Raw genomic sequence first — 19,102 nt, 5'->3', positions numbered from 1 at the left:
TACCGCTGCGCCGCTCCGCGGCGGCTTCTCCCACCCGCCCACCCGTACTCCGCGGCGAGGTCCCGGGCTGTGTCACGCTGGGGGCCGGTTCGGGGTGGCGTGGGAAAGGGCTTGGTGTGGGGCAAGGGCGATGGCGGAGAGTTGGCAGCGCGCTGTGGCGCGTGGTGGCTGTGTGGGCCGTCAGTACGCTCACGATGCTCGTGCTCGCCGGCATCCTCCCGGACTTCAAGCTCCAGGCGGACAACGGCGACAGCGCCACCCGCGTCGCGACCACCGCAGCCCTCGGCGCGGGCGCCTTCGGTCTGCTCTCCGTCCTGGTGTGGCCGCTGCTCGTACGCGCCCTGCTCCTCGTCCCCGCCCTCGTGCTCGGACTGCTCGCCTTCTTCCTCAACGGGTCGCTGCTCCTGCTCGCCCTGAGCCTCATCCCTGAGGGGCGCGGTGAGGCGGGGGCGGAGACCGCCGTCGTCGTCGCCGCGGTGATGTCCGCCGTCGCCTCGGCCACCGGCGGCGCCCTCGCGGTCCGGGACGACGACGCCTACCGCCGGCGGCTGTACCGGCTTGCCGACCGCCGCCGCCGGCGAGGTTCCGGCGGCGCCCCGGGGCCCACGACCCCCGGCACCGTCTTCATCCAGCTCGACGGTGTCGGGCACGACGTGCTCAGCGCGGCTGTCGGCAAGGGGCTCATGCCCACCGTCGCCCGCTGGCTGGGGCAGGGAGAGGGAGCGGCGGCGGGGCGTCCCACCCACCGGCTCACCCCGTGGCGTACCGACTGGTCCAGCCAGACCGGTGCCAGCCAGCTCGGCATCCTGCACGGCTCCAACCACGACGTGCCCGCGTTCCGGTGGTACGAGAAGGACACCGGCGAGGTGATGGTCAGCAACCGGCCCGCCTCCGCCGCGGAGCTGCAGCGGCGGGCCGTCGGCCGCACCGGGGACGGCGGGCTCCTCACCGTCGACGGCGCAAGCCGCGGCAACCTCTTCAGCGGGGGCGCCGAGCAGCTCGCCCTCGTGCTGTCGATCGCGGCACGCAGGGGGAGGGAGAACCGGTCGCGGGCCGGGTACTTCGCGTACTTCTCCGATCCCGCCAACGCCGTCCGCACCGCCCTCTCCTTCGTCGCCGAGGTGTTCAGGGAGATCGGTGAGTCCACGCGCGCCCGGATCGAGCGGCGCCGTCCGCGGGTCGGCCGGGGCGGGCTCTATCCGTTCATCCGCGCCTTCGCGACCGTCGTCGAGCGGGACGTCGTGGTCGCCGCCGTCATCGGGGACATGCTCGCCGGGCGCAGCGCGGTCTACGCGGACCTCGTCGCGTACGACGAGGTGGCGCACCACTCGGGGCCGTCCGGCAAGGACGTCGAGAAGGTGCTGCGGCGCCTGGACCGGTCGCTCGCGCTGCTCGACCAGGTGGCCGAGCACGCGCCGCGCGCCTACCGGATCGTGGTGCTCTCGGATCACGGGCAGAGCCCGGGCGAGACCTTCCGGACTCGCTACGGCCTCACCCTCGGCGACCTGGTCCGGGCCGGCTGCGGGCTGCCGGTGCCGCGCAAGGCGCAGCGTACGCACAGCGGCGCGGAGGCCCGTTCGGCGGTGCGGGCGGCGCTGCGCAGGCCCGTAGAGGAGGGCGCCGACCAGCACAGGCCGGCCCGCCGCGCCGAGCCGATCGTGCTCGCGTCGGGCAATCTCGGGCTCGTGTCGTTCCCCGACGTGCCGCACCGGATGACGCGCGAGGAGATCGACCGCCGCCATCCGGCGCTGCTCACCACGCTCGCCAACCATCCGGGGGTCGGCTTCCTCCTGGTCCGCAGCGCGGAGCGGGGCCCGCTCGTGCTCGGGGCGCGGGGCGCCGAGGTGTATCTGGACGAGGAACCCGGCCAGGACGGTCTCGGGCCGCTCGCCGATTTCGGGCCCGGCGCCGCGGACGCCGTGCGGCGCACCGACGGGTTCCCGCACGTCGCCGACATCATGGTCAACTCCTGGTACGACCCGGAGGAGGGCGAGGTCCTCGCCTTCGAGGAGCAGATCGGCTCGCACGGCGGGCTCGGCGGCGCGCAGGGCCGCCCCTTCCTGCTGTCGCCGCTGGTGCTCCCCGACCCGGTGGCGGACGGCACGGAGCTGGTCGGCGCCGAGCAGGTCCACCGCGTCCTGCGGCGCTGGCTGAGGGAGGCCCTGGGGCCGGAGATTCCCGTGGCCGCGCCCACTCCCGCCCCCGCGCCCGCGCTCACCCCCGCTCCCGTACCCCTGAACGATTCTCTGTTCGACGGGCCGGACAGCACAGCTTTTGCGGCTCCCGACCATGCCGCGCAGGACAAAACACACTGATTTTGAGCAGCGTCCGCCGTGCCCGACCATGGCTTCCGCCCGGCGACGCCGGGCGGCAGGGCACGACGAGAGGCGCACCACCCCATGCACGACACCGGAACCGTGGAACCGTCGGCTCCGGCCTCCCACCAGGGAGAATCGGCGCCGACCGACACAGCAGGGGACGCGTCGACCGGGGTGGACGCGCCTGCGGGCGCGCAGAGCAAGCACGCGCGGAGCTTCAGTCTTCCGGTCGCCACCTGCCTCGTCATGGGGAACATCATCGGCGGCGGCATCTTCCTGCTGCCGGCCTCCGTCGCCCCGTTCGGCACCATCAGCCTCGTCGCGTTCGGCGTTCTGACCGCCGGGGCCATCGCTCTCGCGCTCGTCTTCGGACGGCTCGCCCAGCGCGACCCGCGCACCGGCGGACCCTACGTCTACGCCCGCGCCGCCTTCGGCGACTTCGCGGGGTTCCTGGCCGCCTGGTCGTACTGGATCACCACCTGGGTCTCCAACGCGGCCCTGGCCGTCGCCGCCGTCGGGTACCTCGACGTCCTGATCCCGGTCAACGACCACAGGTGGACCGCCTGTCTGGCCGCCCTGGTCCTGCAACTCCTGCCCGCCCTCGCGAACTTCGCGGGCACGCGGTACGTCGGCGCCGTCCAACTGGTCGCCACCGTCCTGAAGTTCCTGCCGCTGCTGCTCGTGGCGGTCGGCGGGCTCTTCTTCTTCGACAGCGGCAACCTCGGCCCCTTCCGGGCCAGTGACGACAGCCCGACGGGAGCCGTCTCCGCCGCCGCCGCGATCCTGCTCTTCTCCTACCTCGGCGTCGAGTCGGCCGCCGTCAGCGCGGGCGAGGTGCGCGACCCGCGGCGCAACGTCGGCCGCGCCACCATCCTCGGCACCCTCGGCGCCGCCCTCGTCTACCTGCTCGGCACCCTCGCCGTCTTCGGCACCGTCGCGCACGACAAGCTGGTGGCCTCCACCGCGCCCTTCTCGGACGCCGTCGACGTGATGTTCGGCGGCTCCTGGGGCGGCACCGCGGTCGCCGTCGCCGCGCTGATCTCGATGGTCGGCGCCCTCAACGGCTGGACGCTGCTCAGCGCCCAGACGCCGTACGCGGCGGCCCAGGACGGGCTCTTCCCGAGCGCGTTCGGCAGGAAGAGGCGCGGGGTGCCGACCGTCGGCGTCCTCGTCACCGTCGTCCTCGCCTCGCTGCTGACCGTCTACAACTACACGGCGGGTTCGAGCGGCGTCTTCGAGTCCCTGGTCCTGATCACCACGTTCACGGCGACCGTGCCGTACCTCCTGGCCACCGTCGCGCAGATCTACTTCCTGGTCTCCGGGCAGCGCGAGCGCGTCGACCGCGGGCGCCTGGTGCGGGACGCGGTCCTCGCGGGCGTCGCCTTCGCGTTCTCCATGTGGCTGGTCGCCGGGTCCGGCTACGCGGCCGTCTACCAGGGCGTGCTGTTCCTCTTCGTGGGCGTGCTCGTGTACGCGCTGATGGCGGCCCGCAAGCAGCGGGCCGCCACCGTGAACGGCTGAACCGGTTCCCCGGTCCGCCGCCGCTCGCGCCTACCGCGCCAGCGGCGCGACGACCCAGCGGCGGGTCTTGAAGATGCTGCCCTGTGTGCTGATCTCGATCAGCTTGCGGGCGGCGGGGTACGCCTCGTTGCCCTCCATCTCGTAGCCGACCTCGAATGTGCCGGGGACGTCGTTGACCTGCGGCGGACGCTCCGCCGCCGCGCCCCGGCCCGACTCGTCGGCGGTGACCGCCGCGAGGTGGGCGAGGAGCCTGCGCTGCGCCGCGTCGAGCGCGTTGCGCGGGTCGCGCTCCAGCGGCGCCGCCGTGGCCCTGCCGCCCTTGGGTGCGGGCGGCGACACCTCGGTGCTCGGCTCGCGGGTGACGCCGGTGGGCCGGCGCGTGGCGATCTGCGCCTGCACGGGCGTGCCGTCGTTGTCGAGGGCGACGCGGATCAGGCCGCGGCCCGGGGTGATGACGGGGATGCCGTCGAAGACCTGCCGGAACGTCACGTGCGTCTGCAGCGAGACGGGGCGCCCGACCTCGGAGCCGTCCTTCGTCCCCGAGTTCTGCATCAGGTCGTGCACGCTGTCGACGACGAGTTCGGCGCCCTCGGCGTACCGCTCGGCGAACGCGCGCGCCGTCTGGACGGCGCGTTCGGTGGGTAGCTGCTGGGTGTTGCGGTGGTTGGGCTCGGCGAGCTTGATCCACCGGTTGCCCTGCGGAGCGGTGGAGATGATGCGGTCGCCGGAGGTCGCGTTGAGCACGCCCATCCGCTCGACGTGCACCTCCTGGAGCGCCGCCGACGGGAAGTCGGCGAGCTGCCCGAGGCGGCCGAGTTCGGCGCTCGGGTCGCGGGGCGCGAGCTGGATGATCTGCTGCTGTCCGGGGAGCTGGGTGAGCAGTTCCCTGATGCCCGCACGGGCGTAGTACCAGCGCCACGCGTACCAGTTGTCCGGCACGTGGTCGCGGTAGAAGTTGCGCTCGGTGTTGAGGCGGTTGGTGGCTTCCGCCTGGGTGGAGCCGACCGCGCAGACCGAGGGCGCCTGACCGTGGTAGATGTCCCAGCTGGCGTTCAGCCAGGCGTCGCAGTACGTCTGCCCGGCCCGCCACTTCTCCCAGAACTTCTTTCCGTAGTCTCCGCTGTCGATGCTGGTGGTCTCGAAGCCGAAGATCATCCGGAAGCCGACGTTGGGTCCGGCCCAGGTGCGGATCGGGGAGTGGCCGCCGGTGACCTTGAGCGAGTCGCAGGTGGACCAGAAGACGTAGTTCGCCTTCTCGTTGCCGAGCGCCATCCGGTTGGAGACGGCGTCGCTGCGGCCGTCCCAGGCGGCGCCGAGTGGCGCGAAGAAGACGCCGTTGCCGTCCATGCCGCCGTGGCCCGAGTGGTAGACGGCGACGACCGCGTCCATGCCGTAGCGGTCCTGCCAGTTGTCGTACGTCTCCTCGTACGCCCACACCTGCGCGCCGCCGTCGGCGAACCAGAAGTTGCGGTCGTAGAACTGCTGGAGGTACGCCAGCCAGCCGGTGGCGTCCTCGTGCGTGTGGTAGAGCGTGGCCTGGTTGACGAACTTCTGGATGCTGAAGGCCCCCCACCATCCGAAGGTCGAGTCCCGGTCGCCGGCCGCTCCGGGCTTCTCCGGTTCCAGTGGAGAGGGACCGCGGTCCGAGTAGTTGATGCGCATGGCCTTACCCCCTGAGAGGATCTCCTCGCTGACGTGCGCGAGGGGGCCTCAAAGTGTCACCGCGGGTGCGTCTTGCACAGTTGTACTTCCGGCCATAGAACCCCCGCCACGCACCCGTTCCCGCACCTCAGAGACCCCTGTGGCGTGGCGGCGCACACAACGTGTTCGTATCGGCCGACGCGCACCTGCGGCCCCCGCTCGAACACCTCGGTGACCCGGCCGCGCCCCGCGCGGCCCGTTTTCACCCGAGGGTCTCCCGGGCACCGGGGGAGGCCCTCGCGGGTTCACCGCGGCGCCGCGCGCGTGCGGGCCGGGCCCGGGTCCGCTATAGCCTCTGGGAACCACTGACAACGGTGAAGAGCGGAGCGGCACATGCACAACGCGGGTGATCGTATTGACACTTCGACGGCCCACTCGGCGCGGGTGTACGACTACATCCTGGGAGGCAAGGACCACTACCTCGTCGACATCGAGGCGGGCGACGCCATGTGCCGGCACTGGCCTGCGCTGCCGGTGCACATGCTGGAGAACCGCCGCTTCATGCACCGCGCCGGACGCCACCTCGCCCAGGAGCAGGGCATCCGGCAGTTCCTCGACATCGGCACCGGGCTGCCCACCGCCCCCAACCTGCACGAGGTGGTGCAGGGCGTGGCGCCGGAGTCCCGGGTGGTCTACGTCGACAACGACCCCATCGTGCTGGCCCACGCCCGCGCCCTGCTGCAGAGCTCCCCGGAGGGGGCGACCGCCTACGTCGACGCCGACATGCACGATCCCGAAGCCATCCTGGAGAGCCCCGAGTTCCGCGCGCTGATAGACCTGGACGAGCCGGTCGGCCTGATGGTCATCGGGATCCTGCACTTCATTCTGCCGCCGGACGACCGGCGCCTGGTGCGGCGGCTGCTCGAACCGCTGCCGTCGGGCAGCTTCCTCGCGCTGACGATCGGCACCGCGGACTTCGCGCCCGAGGAGGTCGGCCGGGTGGCCGAGGAGTACGAGCAGCAGGGGATGCCCATGGTGCTGCGCGATCTGGAGACCGCCACGTCGTTCTTCGAGGGGATGGAGCTCGTCGACCCTGGCGTCACCCAGGTGCACACGTGGCGTCCGGGGCCCTTGCAGGACGGCATCGACGACCGGGCCATCGCCATGTACGGGGCGGTGGCACGCAAGGCCTGATCCGTACCGTCTCCGCGCGGCCCGTTCCGGCCCGGAGTGTGATCGGATGGGGCCAACGGAACTTCCGATCACGGAACCGCACTGAAGGGATCTGCATCATGGCAACCACGCGCTCCGCGCACACGGTCTGGGAAGGCTCTCTGGCAGAGGGCTCGGGCACCGTCACCTTCGACTCCTCCGGCATCGGGGAGCAGGCGGTGTCCTGGCCGTCGCGCGCCGAGGAGGCGAACGGCAGGACCAGCCCGGAGGAGCTCATCGCCGCCGCGCACTCCAGCTGCTTCGCCATGGCGCTGTCGCACACACTGACCGGCGCGGGCAACCCGCCCACCCGCCTGGTCACCTCCGCCGACGTGACCTTGCAGCCGGGTACCGGCATCACCGGCATCCACCTCACCGTCGAGGGCACCGTGCCCGGCATCGACGAGGCGGCCTTCGTCGAGGCCGCCGAGAAGGCCAAGGGCGGCTGCCCGGTGAGCCAGGCACTGTCGGGCACCACCATCACGCTTTCGGCCAAGCTGGCCTGAGCGCGACCGAGTTGACGAGGCCGTCACCCCGAAAAGGGGTGGCGGCATTGTCACGCCCGGCATTGACAAGAGCGCGCTCAAGTTTTGTGATGGAGAACCGAGTAGACCTGGATACGGGGGATGTGAGCTCACGGCGGAAGGGACTGAACCATGGCACGTGCGGTCGGGATCGATCTCGGTACGACGAACTCAGTGGTGGCCGTACTGGAGGGCGGTGAGCCCACCGTCGTCGCCAACGCGGAGGGCGCGCGCACCACGCCCTCGGTCGTCGCCTTCGCGAAGAACGGTGACGTCCTGGTGGGCGAGGTCGCCAAGCGGCAGGCGGTCACCAACGTGGAGCGCACCGCGCGTTCCGTCAAACGCCATATGGGCGACGGCGGTTGGCGCTTCCCGGAGAGCGGCTCCGTGGACGGCACCCGCTACACCGCCCAGGAGCTGTCCGCGCGCGTCCTGCAGAAGCTCAAGCGCGACGCCGAGTCCTACCTGGGCGAGGACGTCACCGACGCGGTCGTCACCGTGCCCGCGTACTTCGACGACACCCAGCGCCAGGCCACCAAGGAGGCCGGTGAGATCGCCGGGCTCAACGTCCTGCGCATCATCAACGAGCCGACGGCGGCGGCCCTCGCGTACGGCCTCGACAAGGGTGACGACGAGACCGTCCTCGTCTTCGACCTCGGCGGCGGCACCTTCGACGTCTCGCTCCTGGAGATGGGCGAGGGCGTCATCGAGGTGAAGGCCACCAACGGCGACACCCAGCTCGGCGGCGACGACTGGGACCAGCGGATCGTCGAGTACCTGGTGCGCCAGTTCAAGAACGGGCACGGGGTGGACCTCGGCAAGGACAAGATGGCGCTGCAACGCCTGCGCGAGGCGGCCGAGAAGGCGAAGATCGAGCTCTCCTCGTCGAGTGAGACCGACATCAACCTGCCCTACATCACCGCGTCGGCCGAGGGCCCGCTGCACCTCGCGGAGAAGCTGACCCGCGCCCAGTTCCAGGAGCTGACAGCGGATCTGCTCGACCGGTGCAAGGAGCCCTTCCACCAGGCGGTGAAGGACGCGGGCGTCAAACTCTCCGCCGTGGACCACGTGATCCTGGTGGGCGGTTCCACGCGGATGCCCGCGGTGACCGACCTGGTCAGGGAGCTCACCGGCAAGGACCCGCACAAGGGCGTCAACCCCGACGAGGTCGTGGCGCTCGGCGCCGCCCTGCAGGCCGGGGTGATCCGCGGCGACGTCAAGGACGTCCTGCTGCTCGACGTGACCCCGCTCTCCCTCGGCATCGAGACCAAGGGCGGCATCATGACCAAGCTCATCGAGCGCAACACCACGATTCCCACCCGCCGTTCGGAGACCTTCTCCACCGCGGAGGACAACCAGCCCTCCGTCGGCATCCAGGTCTTCCAGGGCGAGCGGGAGATCGCCGCGTACAACAAGAAGCTCGGCGTCTTCGACCTGACAGGCCTGCCGCCCGCCCCGCGCGGCGTCCCCAAGATCGAGGTCACCTTCGACATCGACGCCAACGGGATCATGCACGTCTCCGCGAAGGACGAGGCCACAGGACGTGAGCAGCGCATGACGGTGACGGGCGGTTCCGCGCTGCCCAAGGACGACATCAACCGCATGGTGCGGGAGGCGGAGGAGCACGCCGAGGAGGACCGCAAGCGGCGCGAGGCGGCCGAGACCCGCAACCAGGCCGAGCAGCTCGTCTACCAGACCGAGCGGTTCCTGCGGGAGAACGGCGACAACGTGCCCGCCGACACGAAGGCCGAAGTGGAGTCGGCTGCCGACGAGTTGAAGGAGCTGCTCAAGAACCGGGCCGACGACACGGCGGCGCTGCGGACCGGCGCGGAGAAGCTGGCCGCGGTGAGCCAGAAAATGGGCCAGGCGATGTACGAGAATGCCGGCGGGAGCGCCCAGCAGGAGACGGCCGCGGAGGCCCCCGCCGAGGAGAGCGTGGTGGACGCCGAGATCGTGGACGAGGACGACAAGAGTGCCGGGGAGAAGGGCGGCGCCCAGTAGGTGCCGCGGGGGCGGGCGGGACTCATGACCCCGTCCGCTCCCAGCCCCGCCGCTCGGGCCGCGCCCCGACCCGCTTCGGGTCCCGGGCGCGGTAGACCACGTACGGCCGGAAGAGGTACTGCACGGGTGCGCTGAACATGTGGATGAGCCGGGTGAAGGGCACCAGTGCGATGAGGAGCATCCCGACCACCGCGTGGATGCCGTACAGCAGTGGCACGCCCGTCATCCGGTCGATGTCGGGCCGCAGCGTGAACAGGCTGCGCGCCCAGGGGGCGATGGACTCCCGGTAGTGGTAGCCGTCGCCGGAGGCGTGCGTCAGCTTGGCGACCATGCCGAGCACGATCGCCGCGAACAGCACCAGGTACATCAGCTTGTCGTTGGCGGTCGTGGCGCGGAACACCGGCGTGTTGGTGCGCCGCCGGTAGAGCAGCAGCAGGATGCCGAGAACGAGCAGGACACCGGCCGCCGTGCCCCCGTACAGCGAGAACAGGTGGTACATGTGCTCGCTCAGGCCCGCCTTGTCCGTCCACGACTGCGGCAGGAACAGCCCCACCAGGTGGCCGACGAGCACGAAGAGGATGCCGTAGTGGAACATCGGCGAGGCGATGTTCAGCAGCTTCGACTCGTACACCTGTGAGGAACGGGTCGTCCACCCGAACTTGTCGTAGCGGTAGCGCCAGACGGTGCCCGCGACGAGCAGCACGAAGGCGACGTAGGGGAGCACGCCCCACAGCAGCGTGGTCATGACGGCCGCTCCCCGGTGAGTGCGAAGGGCTGAAGGCCGACGTCCTCGCGCGGCGGTCCCGACCGGGCGAGGGCCAGCGCTTCGGCGCGGTCCTTGGGAGAGGGGCCCGGCAGCGTCGCGCAGAGCGCGTCGAGGACCGCGGCGTACGGCGTGCCGCAGTCGGTGAGTGCGATCCGCAGCAGTTCCAGGCCGCTGCGGTGCTCGGTGAGCAGCACCGGGCCCGCCTGCGCGGAGAACTCCAGGACGGCGGGCAGGAAGTCCGGCAGCTCCTCGCCGGTGAACTCCAGGCCGTGCTCGCGGTAGACCTCCTTGAAGCGCACCAGGGCCATGCCGCGCCGCCGGGTGTCGCCGTCCCGCCACCAGCTCAGGTACAGGCTGTGGCGGTTCTTGAAGTCGAAGACCTGGACGTAGTGCGCGGCGAGCTCGCGCGGGGCGGTGGCCGCGGCGTACTTGAGGAAGCCGCCGAGTTCGGGGGGCGCGGCAGCGGTGAGCAGGGGCAGCCGCTCGCGGAACTCGTCGTCGGGGTAGGCCAGGCAGAGGGCGGCGGCCTGGTAGAGCAGGGCGTTGCGGGTCACTTGTCGTCCTCCTCCTTGGCCGCGTGGGCCTTCTGAGCCGCGCTGGGTTCTTTGTCGGCGGTCTGCCGGGCCCGCAGCGTGTGGAAGTTCTCGATGGTGACGAGGGGCAGCTGCCTGCGGCCGGAGTCCTGCCCGAAGGGACCGTCGGCGCCCATGCCGGGCCCGCCCTCGTAGTCGAGGCTGCACGAGTCCGGGAGCGCCGATTCCTCCAGGCGCCGCGCGTCCGCGACGGCCGCGGTCGGGATGACGTACCGGTCCTCGTACTTCGCGACGGCGAGCAGCCGGTACATCTCCTCGATCTCCCGGCCCGACATGCCCACGGCCCCGGCCACCGAACCGGGCGGCTCGTCACCGAGGTTGATGGCCCGCATGTGCGCCCGCATCGCGGCCAGCTTCTCCAGCGATGAGCGCACGGGCCCGACGTCACCGGCCGTGAAGATCTCCGCGAGGTATTCGAGGGGGATGCGCAGCGTGTCGATGGCGCCGAACAGATTGCCCAGGTCCTCGCCGTCGTGCCCGGTCTCCGTCAGCGCGTCCACCACCGGGGAGAGGGGCGGGATGTACCAGACCATCGGCATGGTGCGGTACTCCGGGTGCAGCGGGAGCGCCACCTTGTACGTGCTGATGAGCGCGTGCACGGGGGAGCGGCGCGCGGCCTCGATCCAGTCGTGGGAGATCCCGGACCGCTCCGCGTCGCGCCGCACCTCGGGGTCCGCGGGGTCGAGGAAGACGCCCAACTGCGCCTCGTACAGCTTGTGGTCGTCCGGCTCGGAGGCCGCCTCCGTCACCTTGTCGGGGTCGTAGAGGATCACCCCGAGGTAGCGCAGGCGCCCCACGCAGGTCTCCGAGCAGATGGTGGGAAGGCCCACCTCGACGCGCGGGTAGCACATCGTGCACTTCTCGGCCTTGCCGGTGCGGTGGTTGAAGTACACCTTCTTGTACGGGCAGCCGGTCACGCACTTGCGCCAGCCGCGGCAGTGGTCCTGGTCGACGAGGACGATGCCGTCCTCGGAGCGCTTGTACATCGCGCCGGACGGGCAGGATGCCACGCACGACGGGTTCAGGCAGTGCTCGCAGATGCGCGGCAGATAGAACATGAACGTCTGCTCGAACGCGAACTGCACCTTGTCGGCTGCCTGTTGGCGGGCCCTGGCGACCATCGGGTCGAGGTGGCCGTGCTCGGTCGTACCGCCGAGGTTGTCGTCCCAGTTCGACGACCACTCGATCTTCATGGGCTTGCCGGAGATCAGCGAGCGCGGCTCGGCCACCGGGTAGTCGTCGCCGAGCGGGGCGTCGGTGAGGTTCCGGTACTCGTACGTCCAGGGCTCGTAGTAGTCCTTGATCTCCGGGAGCTTGGGGTTGGAGAAGATCTCCAGGAGCGACTTGATCCGGCCGCCGTTCTTCAGCTTCAGGGCCCCGCGCTTGTTCAGCTCCCAGCCGCCGCGCCACTTCTCCTGGTCCTCGTAGCGGCGCGGATAGCCCTGTCCTGGCCGGGTCTCGACGTTGTTGAACCAGACGTACTCCATGCCGTCGCGGTTGGTCCACGCCTGCTTGCAGGTGACCGAGCAGGTGTGGCACCCGATGCATTTGTCGAGGTTCATGACCATCGCGATCTGAGCCATCACACGCATCAGTACTGAACCTCCTGGCTTCGGCGGCGGACGACCGTCACCTCGTCGCGCTGGTTGCCCGTCGGGCCGAGGTAGTTGAACGCCCATGACAACTGGGCGTAGCCGCCGATGAGATGGGACGGTTTGAGGATGAGGCGGGTCAGCGAGTTGTGGATGCCGCCGCGCTTCCCGGTGGCCTCCGTCTTGGGGACGTTCACGGTGCGTTCCTGCGCGTGGTGCATGTAGACCGTGCCGGCCGGCATGCGGTGCGAGACGATCGCGCGCGCCACCACCACGCCGTTCCTGTTGACGGCCTCGATCCAGTCGTTGTCCTTGACGCCGATCGCGTCCGCGTCCTGCGGCGCCATCCACAGGCACTGGCCGCCGCGCGACAGGGACAGCATGAAGAGGTTGTCCTGGTACTCGGAGTGGATCGACCACTTGTTGTGCGGCGTGAGGTAGCGGACGGTCACCTCCCGCTCGCCGTTGGGGCCGAGCCGCGGCTCCCCGAAGAGCCGGTTCATGTCCAGCGGCGGCCGGTAGACGGGCATCGCCTCGCCCAGCTCGTGCATCCAGTCGTGGTCGATGAAGAAGTGCTGGCGGCCGGTGAGGGTGTGCCACGGCTTGAGGTGCTCGGTGTTGAGGGTGAACGCCGTGTACCGGCGCCCGCCTGCCTCGCTGCCGCTCCACTCCGGCGAGGTGATCACCGGCACGGGCGCGGCCTGCGTGTCGGCGTACGTGACGCGCTTGCCCTCGTGCTCGGCGGCCAGGTGCGCCATCTCCTGGCCGGTGCGCGCCTCCAGGGTGTGGAAGCCCTGGGTGGCGAGGCGGCCGTTGGTGGTGCCGGACAACGCGAGGATGGTGTTGGCGGCCTTCACCGCCGTGTCCAGGGCGGGCCGCCCGTCCGCGGGCCCGCCGCGCACCACGCCGTTGCGCTCGCGCAGCTCCTCGACCTCCTGGTCGGGGTGGAGGGCGATGCCCTTCGCGGGCAGCCCCAGCTGCTCGACGAGCGGGCCGAGCGCGGCGAACTTCGCGCCGATCGCGGTGTAGTCGCGTTCCACCACCGCCAGGTTCGGCATTGTCCTGCCCGGGACCGGCTCGCACTCGCCCTTGCGCCAGTCCAGGACCACCCCGCCCGGTTGCGCGGTCTCGCCGGGGGTGTCGTGCTGGAGCGCGGTGGCGACGACGTCCTTGCGTACGCCGAGGTGGTCCACGGCGAGCTCGCTGAGCCGGTCGGCGATGGCGCGGAAGGTGTCGAAGTCGGTGCGGGCCTGCCAGGGCGGGTCGACGGCCGGGGTGAAGGAGTGCACGTAGGGGTGCATGTCGGTGGTCGAGAGGTCGTGCTTCTCGTACCAGGTGGCCGCGGGCAGTACGACGTCGGAGAGCAGCGTCGACGAGGTCTGGCGGAAGTCCAGGGAGACCAGCAGGTCGAGCTTGCCCTCGGGCGCCTCGTCGCGCCACGTCACCGTCGAGGGACGCTCGTCCGGTGCCGCCTCCTCGGCGCGCAGCGAGGAGTGCGTGCCGAGCAGGTGCTTGGTGAAGTACTCGGCGCCCTTCGCGGACGAGCCGAGGAGGTTGGCGCGCCACAGGGTCAGCACGCGCGGCCAGTTCTCGGGGGCGTCCGGATCCTCACAGGCGAACTTGAGGGTGCCTGCCTTGAGTGCGTCGACCACGTTCGCCACGGGATCGCCCGCCGTGTCGGCCAGGTCGAGGGGGTTGCGGTCGAAGGTCGGGTACGACGGCATCCAGCCGGAGCGCGCGGACAGGGCGAGGCAGTCGGCGCCGGTCATCCCGGCGAACCGGCCATCGCCCAGCGGCGAGGCGAGGACGTCCGCCGCGAACCTGTCGTAGCGCCACTGGTCGGTGTTGAGGAACCAGTACGCGGCGCCGATCATCTGCCGCGGCGGTCTGCTCCAGTCGCCCGCGCCCGCGAGCGTCGCCCAGCCGGTCACCGGGCGGCACTTCTCCTGCCCGACGTAGTGCGCCCAGCCGCCGCCGTTGCGGCCCTGGCAGCCGGTGAGCTGGAGCAGTGCGAGGAAGGACCGGTAGATCGTCTCCGAGTGGAACCAGTGATTGGTCCCCGCCCCCATGAGGATCATGCAGCGGCCCCTGGACTTCTCGGCCGTCGCGGCGAACTCCCGGGCGATCCGCACGCACTTGGCGGCGGGCACGGAGGTGTGGGCCTCCTGCCAGGCCGGGGTGCCGGGCGCGTCCGCGTCCTCGTACGAGGCGGGCCAGGTGCCCGGCAGCCCCGCGCGCCCCACGCCGTACTGCGCGAGCAGCAGATCGAAGACGGTGGTGAGCAGCGGTCCGCCCTGACCGCCGAGCCGGGTGGCGGGCACCCCGCGCCGCACGACCTCACCGCGGCCCTGCCCGTGCGTGCCGCCCTCCGTGTCGAAGCGGGGCAGCAGCACCTCGACGCCCACCGCCACGTCGGAGCCCCGCAACGTCAGCACCGGCTCGATGTCGCCGAGCTCCAGATTCCACTTGCCCTTGCCGGACTCGGTCCAGCGAAAGCCCAGCGAGCCGTTCGGGACGGCGGGACGGCCGGTGGCCGCGTCGAGCACCACCGTCTTCCACTCCCCGCCCTCACCGTCCTCGCCGAGGTCGGTGGCGCGCAGGAACTTCGCGGGGACGTACGCGCCGTCGCGTTCCTCCAGGGTCACCAGGAAGGGCAGATCGGTGAACCGGCGCACGTAGTCGGTGAAGAACTCCGTCTGCCGGTCGACGAAGAACTCCTTGAGGATCACATGTCCCATGGCGAAGGCCAGCGCCCCGTCCGTGCCCGGATGCGGGTGCAGCCACTCGTCGGCGAACTTCGCGTTGTCGGCGTAGTCGGGAGCCACGACGACGACCTTCTGGCCCCGGTAGCGGGCCTCGGCCATCCAGTGCGCGTCGGGTGTCCGCGTCACCGGCACATTGGAGCCCCACATCATCAGATACGCGGCGTCCCACCAGTCACCCGACTCCGGCACGTCGGTCTGGTCGCCGAACACCTGCGGCGAGGCGACAGGAAGATCCGCGTACCAGTCGTAGAACGACAGCATCGGCGCGCCGATCAGCGACATGAAGCGGGCGCCCGCCGCGTGCGACACCATCGACATCGCGGGGATGGGGGAGAACCCCGCGATCCGGTCGGGGCCGTACGTCCTGATCGTGTGCACATGCGCGGCCGCGATGATCTCGACGGCCTCGTCCCAGCTCGCCCGCACCAGTCCGCCCTTGCCCCGGGCCAGTTGGTAGGCCCGGCGCCGCTCCGGATCGCCCTGGATGTCCGCCCAGGCCAGCACCGGATCCTTCAGGCGCGCCTTCGCCTCCCGGTACATGTCGACGAGGACGCCGCGCAGATACGGGTAGCGGACACGCGTGGGCGAGTACGTGTACCAGGAGAACGCGGCGCCCCTGGGGCAGCCGCGCGGCTCGTACTCGGGGCGGTCGGGGCCGACGCTCGGGTAGTCCGTCGCCTGCGTCTCCCACGTGATGATGCCGTCCTTGACGTACACCTTCCAGCGGCACGAGCCGGTGCAGTTCACGCCGTGCGTGGAGTGCACGACCTTGTCGTGGCTCCACCGGTCCCGGTAGAAGGCGTCCGCGTCCCGCCCGCCGGTCAGCCGGACGCTGTGCAGGTCGGGGGCGGCCGTGCCGCGCCGGAAGAACTTCCCCGCCCGCAGCAGGGCGGCGGCGGGCTCGGTCGTCTCTGTCACCGTGGAGCTCCCTAGGTGTGCCTCCCACCGAACCTAGCCGCGGTGATCACGGAGCACCTGCCGACCGCCGCCGTACGGGTTGGACGCGGCCGTGACCGCGGGCAACGGCCTCGCGCACGCCGCCGCCCCGGGGCCCCTTCCGCCGCGGGAGCCGGATGCCTCGCCGTCCGCAAGAGCCCGCCGGCTCAGGACACGTTCGCCCGCAGGTACTTGACCGTCGCCGGGTCGGCCGGGAGCAGTGTCTCGATGGCCAGCTCGGCGACCGTCACGTCCATCGGCGTGTTGAACGTCGAGATCGAGGAGATGAAGGACAGCACCTGCCCGCCGTGCTCGATCCGCAGCGGCAGCGCGAAGTAGGGCACCGTGCCCCCGGACGGCCCCGCCTCGAAGGCGTCCACCCCGGGATCCTCCACCGGATACGCCGCCACCTCCTCGTACACCGCCCGCAGCGCGTCCGACCGCTGCAGGGCGATCTGGCGCTCCATCTGGTGCAGCAGGTGACCGCGCCACTCCCGCAGGTTCCGGATCCGCGGGGCGAGGCCCTCCGGGTGGAGGGTGAGCCGCATCGCGTTCGGGGGCGGCGCGAGGAGGTGCTCGGGCAGGCCTTCGAGCATCATCGCGATGCCGCGGTTCGCCGCGATCACGCCGTACGTCGCGTCGACGACCAGAGCCGGATAGGGCTCGTAACCGGCGAGGAGCTGATCGAGGCCCTCGCGCAGGGCGCCCATCGAGGGGTCGTCGAGCGGGGTCTGCCGGTAGTGGGGCGCGTAACCGGCCGCGAGCAGAAGGGAGTTGCGCTCCCGCACCGGCACGTCGAGATGCTCGGCGAGGCGCAGCAGGAACTCCTCGCTCGGCCGCGACCGGCCCGTCTCGACGAAGCTGATGTGCCGGGCGGAGGAGTCGGCGCGCAGGGCCAGCTCCAGCTGGCTCACCCGGCGCCGCTCGCGCCAGCCGCGCAGCAGCGGTCCCACGCCGGCCGCGTGTTCGTTGACGGCCCCCTTGGCCTTGCCTCTGGTGTTCCCCGTGGCGGGCGCGGCGGTTGTCATACGTAGACGGTAACGAAACACTTTGTGGCAAGGTGAGCCGGAGACCGGCTTCTCCCCGGTCACAGCGCCGGACTTCCCCGAAGGAGCGTGACCCATGACCCCCGAACCGCTCTCGCAGAAGGAGATCGAGGCCCGCCTGGCGGAGCTGCCCGGCTGGACCGTGGCGGACGGCAAAATCACCCGCTCCTACCGGCTCGCCTCGCACTTCGCCGCGACCGGCCTGGTCGTCCACATCGCCCGGACGCAGGAGGAGCTCGGCCACCACTGCGACCTGACCCTCGGCTACAACACCGTCACGTTGGCCGTGCACACGCACAGCGCGGGCGGCGCGCTCACCGCCCTCGACTTCGAACTGGCCCGCCGGGTCGCGGGGTTGGCCCCCGCCCACGGCGCCGAGTGACCGCCGATGCTCGACTACGGCAAGGAAGCCGACCGGTACGACGCCTCACGCGGCGGTGAGCCGCGCGCCGAGGCCGCCGCCACCGCGGTCCTCGGCCTGCTTCCCGCGGGGACCGGCACGCTCCTCGACGCCGCCTGCGGAACCGGCCTGGTCTCCCGGCGCCTCGCCGCGCGGCAGGGGCTGCGGGTGACCGGCGTCGACGCCGCGTACCGCATGGCCCGGATGGCCGCCGGACGGCTGCCGGGCGCCGTCGTCCTCGGCGACAGCCGCCGACTCCCCTTCGCCGACGGCTCCTTCGACGCGGTGAGCACCGTATGGCTGCTGCACCTGCTCGCCGGACCCGAGGAGGCCTCGTCGGTCGTCGCCGAGTGCGCACGGGTGCTGCGGCCCGGCGGCGTCTACATCACCACCGTGGACAAGGCCGCCTCGCACGACGTACGCAGCGACATCGACGCCGTACTCGCGTCACGCCCGGTCCTCACCGCCGCCGACCGGGCCGAGACCGTCGACGCGTACGCCGCCGCTCACGGCCTGGTCCCGGCCGGGCGGGCCCGCTTCAGCGGCCACGGCCAGGGCCGCTCGCCCCGTTCCACGGTCGCGGACCTGCGGCGCGGCTGGTTCACGCAGATCCCGCCCGACGGGCCGCGCGCCGCCCGCCTCGCGGCGCGGTTGGCGGCCCTGCCGGACCAGGACGTTCCCCGGCCCGACCCGCAGTTCAGCCTGCGCGCGTACCGCAAGCAGCGCTGAACAGAAATTTGCGGGTCCGGCAATACCGTTGGGCGGATACCGGAAACCCGGAGCAGGCTGTCCCTGTCGAGACGAGGACGGATCGACACCGACACGACAGGACGTCATCGAGGCGGCTTGACCGGAAGGCGGCGGAAGACGATGGGCCATCACCACGGGCACGGACAGGGCCACGGACACGGACACGGGCACGGGCACGACGGCGACATGGACTGGGCAGCCATGGGCGAGATGCTCGAGCGCTACGCACGGGTCGCCGCGCCCCTGTACGGCGAGGTGACCGACTGGCTGAAGCGCTGGGCCCCGGCCCCGGGCGTCGTCGCCGACGTCGGTTCCGGTCCGGGCGCCATCTCCTTCCTGCTGGCCGAGGCGTTCCCCGAGGCACGGATCGTCGCCGCGGACCCCGAGGAGCCCCTCCTGGAGCGGGCCCGCGAGCGCGCGGAACGCGAGGGCCTGGCGGGCCGCTTCGGCACGGTGCGCGCCGCGCTCCCGGACGCCGTCGACGACGTGCCGACGGCCGACCTGCTCTGGCTGTGCAAGTCCCTGCACCACGTCGGTGACCAGGGCGCCGCGCTGGCCACCCTCGCGGGACACCTCGCACCGGGTGGCGCCATCGCCCTGCTTGAGGGCGGGCTGAGCGCCCGCTCCCTGCCCCGCGACATCGGCTTCGGCCGTCCGGGACTCCAGGCCCGGCTTGAGGCGGCGGACGAGGAGTGGTTCACCGGGATGCGCGCGGGTCTGGACGGCGCGAAGGAGGCGACCGAGGACTGGCCGACGCTGCTCGCCGACGCGGGCCTGCGGTACGAGGCCACGCGCACCTTCCTCCTCGACCTGCCCGCTCCCCTCTCGCAGGACGCGAGGGCCCACGTGGTCACGGAGCTCACCCGCCGCCGCGAGATGCACGCCGACCGCCTCGCCCCCGACGACCTCACCACCCTCGACCGCCTCCTGGACGAGAACGACCTCGAGAGCCTGCACCAGCGCCGCGACCTGTTCCTCCTGACGGCGCAGACGGTGCATGTGGCGGTGCGGGACGGGGGGCGGAGCTAGAGCGGGGC

Annotated in this window: 14 protein-coding genes; 8 read left to right on the top strand and 6 right to left on the bottom strand. The window is 71.5% G+C overall.

What is annotated here, in order from left to right:
• Positions 1 to 170: 170 nt before the first annotated feature.
• Positions 171 to 2,315: an alkaline phosphatase family protein gene (locus ACFVYR_RS02820; RefSeq protein WP_389611180.1), complete on the top strand. Its 2,145-nt coding sequence runs from the start codon at positions 171 to 173 to the stop codon at positions 2,313 to 2,315.
• Between the two features lie 84 nt (positions 2,316 to 2,399).
• A complete protein-coding gene (locus tag ACFVYR_RS02815) occupies positions 2,400 to 3,839 on the top strand; it encodes an amino acid permease (protein ID WP_384247855.1) in 1,440 nt (479 codons plus the stop codon).
• A gap of 30 nt (positions 3,840 to 3,869) precedes the next feature.
• On the opposite strand, the gene ACFVYR_RS02810 is transcribed toward ACFVYR_RS02815, so the two are convergent.
• Positions 3,870 to 5,501, bottom strand: a complete 1,632-nt coding sequence (locus tag ACFVYR_RS02810; protein ID WP_384247854.1) for a DUF6345 domain-containing protein — start codon at positions 5,499 to 5,501, stop codon at positions 3,870 to 3,872.
• A gap of 372 nt (positions 5,502 to 5,873) precedes the next feature.
• On the opposite strand from ACFVYR_RS02810, the gene ACFVYR_RS02805 reads away from it, so the two are divergent.
• The 3 genes from ACFVYR_RS02805 to dnaK all read left to right on the top strand — a co-directional run bounded on the left by ACFVYR_RS02805 (position 5,874) and on the right by dnaK (position 9,217).
• A complete protein-coding gene (locus ACFVYR_RS02805; RefSeq protein WP_384247852.1) occupies positions 5,874 to 6,674 on the top strand; it encodes an SAM-dependent methyltransferase in 801 nt (266 codons plus the stop codon).
• Between the two features lie 98 nt (positions 6,675 to 6,772).
• A complete protein-coding gene (locus ACFVYR_RS02800; RefSeq protein WP_384247850.1) occupies positions 6,773 to 7,198 on the top strand; it encodes an OsmC family protein in 426 nt (141 codons plus the stop codon).
• 150 nt (positions 7,199 to 7,348) lie between these two features.
• Positions 7,349 to 9,217, top strand: a complete 1,869-nt coding sequence (gene dnaK, locus ACFVYR_RS02795) for a molecular chaperone DnaK (RefSeq protein ID WP_384247848.1) — start codon at positions 7,349 to 7,351, stop codon at positions 9,215 to 9,217.
• Positions 9,218 to 9,239: 22 nt separating this feature from the next.
• Here the strand turns inward: dnaK and narI are convergent, their stop codons facing one another.
• From narI to ACFVYR_RS02770, 5 genes are all read right to left on the bottom strand, one after another.
• Positions 9,240 to 9,962, bottom strand: coding sequence for a respiratory nitrate reductase subunit gamma (gene narI / locus ACFVYR_RS02790; protein WP_384247846.1), 723 nt, complete (start codon positions 9,960 to 9,962; stop codon positions 9,240 to 9,242).
• On the bottom strand, positions 9,959 to 10,537 hold the full coding sequence (gene narJ, locus ACFVYR_RS02785) for a nitrate reductase molybdenum cofactor assembly chaperone (protein WP_384247844.1): 579 nt from the start codon (positions 10,535 to 10,537) through the stop codon (positions 9,959 to 9,961). The genes narI and narJ overlap by 4 nt, the downstream gene beginning before the upstream one ends.
• Entirely contained in the window at positions 10,534 to 12,168 is a 1,635-nt protein-coding gene (narH, locus tag ACFVYR_RS02780) for a nitrate reductase subunit beta (protein WP_384247842.1), read from the bottom strand. The genes narJ and narH overlap by 4 nt, the downstream gene beginning before the upstream one ends.
• Positions 12,168 to 15,851, bottom strand: coding sequence for a nitrate reductase subunit alpha (locus ACFVYR_RS02775; protein WP_384247840.1), 3,684 nt, complete (start codon positions 15,849 to 15,851; stop codon positions 12,168 to 12,170). Before ACFVYR_RS02775 ends, narH begins: the two co-directional genes overlap by 1 nt.
• A gap of 185 nt (positions 15,852 to 16,036) precedes the next feature.
• A complete protein-coding gene (locus ACFVYR_RS02770) occupies positions 16,037 to 16,897 on the bottom strand; it encodes a helix-turn-helix domain-containing protein (protein ID WP_384247838.1) in 861 nt (286 codons plus the stop codon).
• A gap of 94 nt (positions 16,898 to 16,991) precedes the next feature.
• Between ACFVYR_RS02770 and ACFVYR_RS02765 the strand changes: the two genes are divergently transcribed.
• The 3 genes from ACFVYR_RS02765 (at position 16,992) to ACFVYR_RS02755 (ending at position 19,094) form a co-directional block, all read left to right on the top strand.
• Positions 16,992 to 17,297, top strand: a complete 306-nt coding sequence (locus ACFVYR_RS02765; protein WP_384247836.1) for a 4a-hydroxytetrahydrobiopterin dehydratase — start codon at positions 16,992 to 16,994, stop codon at positions 17,295 to 17,297.
• A 6-nt stretch (positions 17,298 to 17,303) separates the two neighbouring features.
• Positions 17,304 to 18,044 carry a class I SAM-dependent methyltransferase gene (locus ACFVYR_RS02760; protein WP_384247834.1) on the top strand — a complete coding sequence of 247 codons (741 nt, stop codon included), beginning with the start codon at positions 17,304 to 17,306 and terminating at the stop codon, positions 18,042 to 18,044.
• Between the two features lie 141 nt (positions 18,045 to 18,185).
• A complete protein-coding gene (locus ACFVYR_RS02755; RefSeq protein ID WP_384247832.1) occupies positions 18,186 to 19,094 on the top strand; it encodes a class I SAM-dependent methyltransferase in 909 nt (302 codons plus the stop codon).
• Positions 19,095 to 19,102 lie beyond the last annotated feature (8 nt).

Source organism: Streptomyces sp. NPDC058284, from assembly GCF_042881135.1.
Taxonomy (GTDB): domain Bacteria; phylum Actinomycetota; class Actinomycetes; order Streptomycetales; family Streptomycetaceae; genus Streptomyces.
This window is presented reverse-complemented; position numbering and strand designations above follow the sequence as displayed.

Excerpts from the sequence above, each read along its gene's own strand:
- ACFVYR_RS02815 (WP_384247855.1), top strand. The coding sequence starts at position 2,400 with ATGCACGACACCGGAACCGTGGAACCGTCGGCTCCGGCCTCCCACCAG.
- ACFVYR_RS02805 (WP_384247852.1), top strand. The coding sequence starts at position 5,874 with ATGCACAACGCGGGTGATCGTATTGACACTTCGACGGCCCACTCGGCG.
- ACFVYR_RS02770 (WP_384247838.1), bottom strand. The coding sequence starts at position 16,897 with ATGACAACCGCCGCGCCCGCCACGGGGAACACCAGAGGCAAGGCCAAG.
- ACFVYR_RS02765 (WP_384247836.1), top strand. The coding sequence starts at position 16,992 with ATGACCCCCGAACCGCTCTCGCAGAAGGAGATCGAGGCCCGCCTGGCG.
- narH (WP_384247842.1), bottom strand. The coding sequence starts at position 12,168 with ATGCGTGTGATGGCTCAGATCGCGATGGTCATGAACCTCGACAAATGC.
- ACFVYR_RS02800 (WP_384247850.1), top strand. The coding sequence starts at position 6,773 with ATGGCAACCACGCGCTCCGCGCACACGGTCTGGGAAGGCTCTCTGGCA.
- dnaK (WP_384247848.1), top strand. The coding sequence starts at position 7,349 with ATGGCACGTGCGGTCGGGATCGATCTCGGTACGACGAACTCAGTGGTG.
- ACFVYR_RS02810 (WP_384247854.1), bottom strand. The coding sequence starts at position 5,501 with ATGCGCATCAACTACTCGGACCGCGGTCCCTCTCCACTGGAACCGGAG.
- narI (WP_384247846.1), bottom strand. The coding sequence starts at position 9,962 with ATGACCACGCTGCTGTGGGGCGTGCTCCCCTACGTCGCCTTCGTGCTG.
- ACFVYR_RS02755 (WP_384247832.1), top strand. The coding sequence starts at position 18,186 with ATGGGCCATCACCACGGGCACGGACAGGGCCACGGACACGGACACGGG.
- ACFVYR_RS02760 (WP_384247834.1), top strand. The coding sequence starts at position 17,304 with ATGCTCGACTACGGCAAGGAAGCCGACCGGTACGACGCCTCACGCGGC.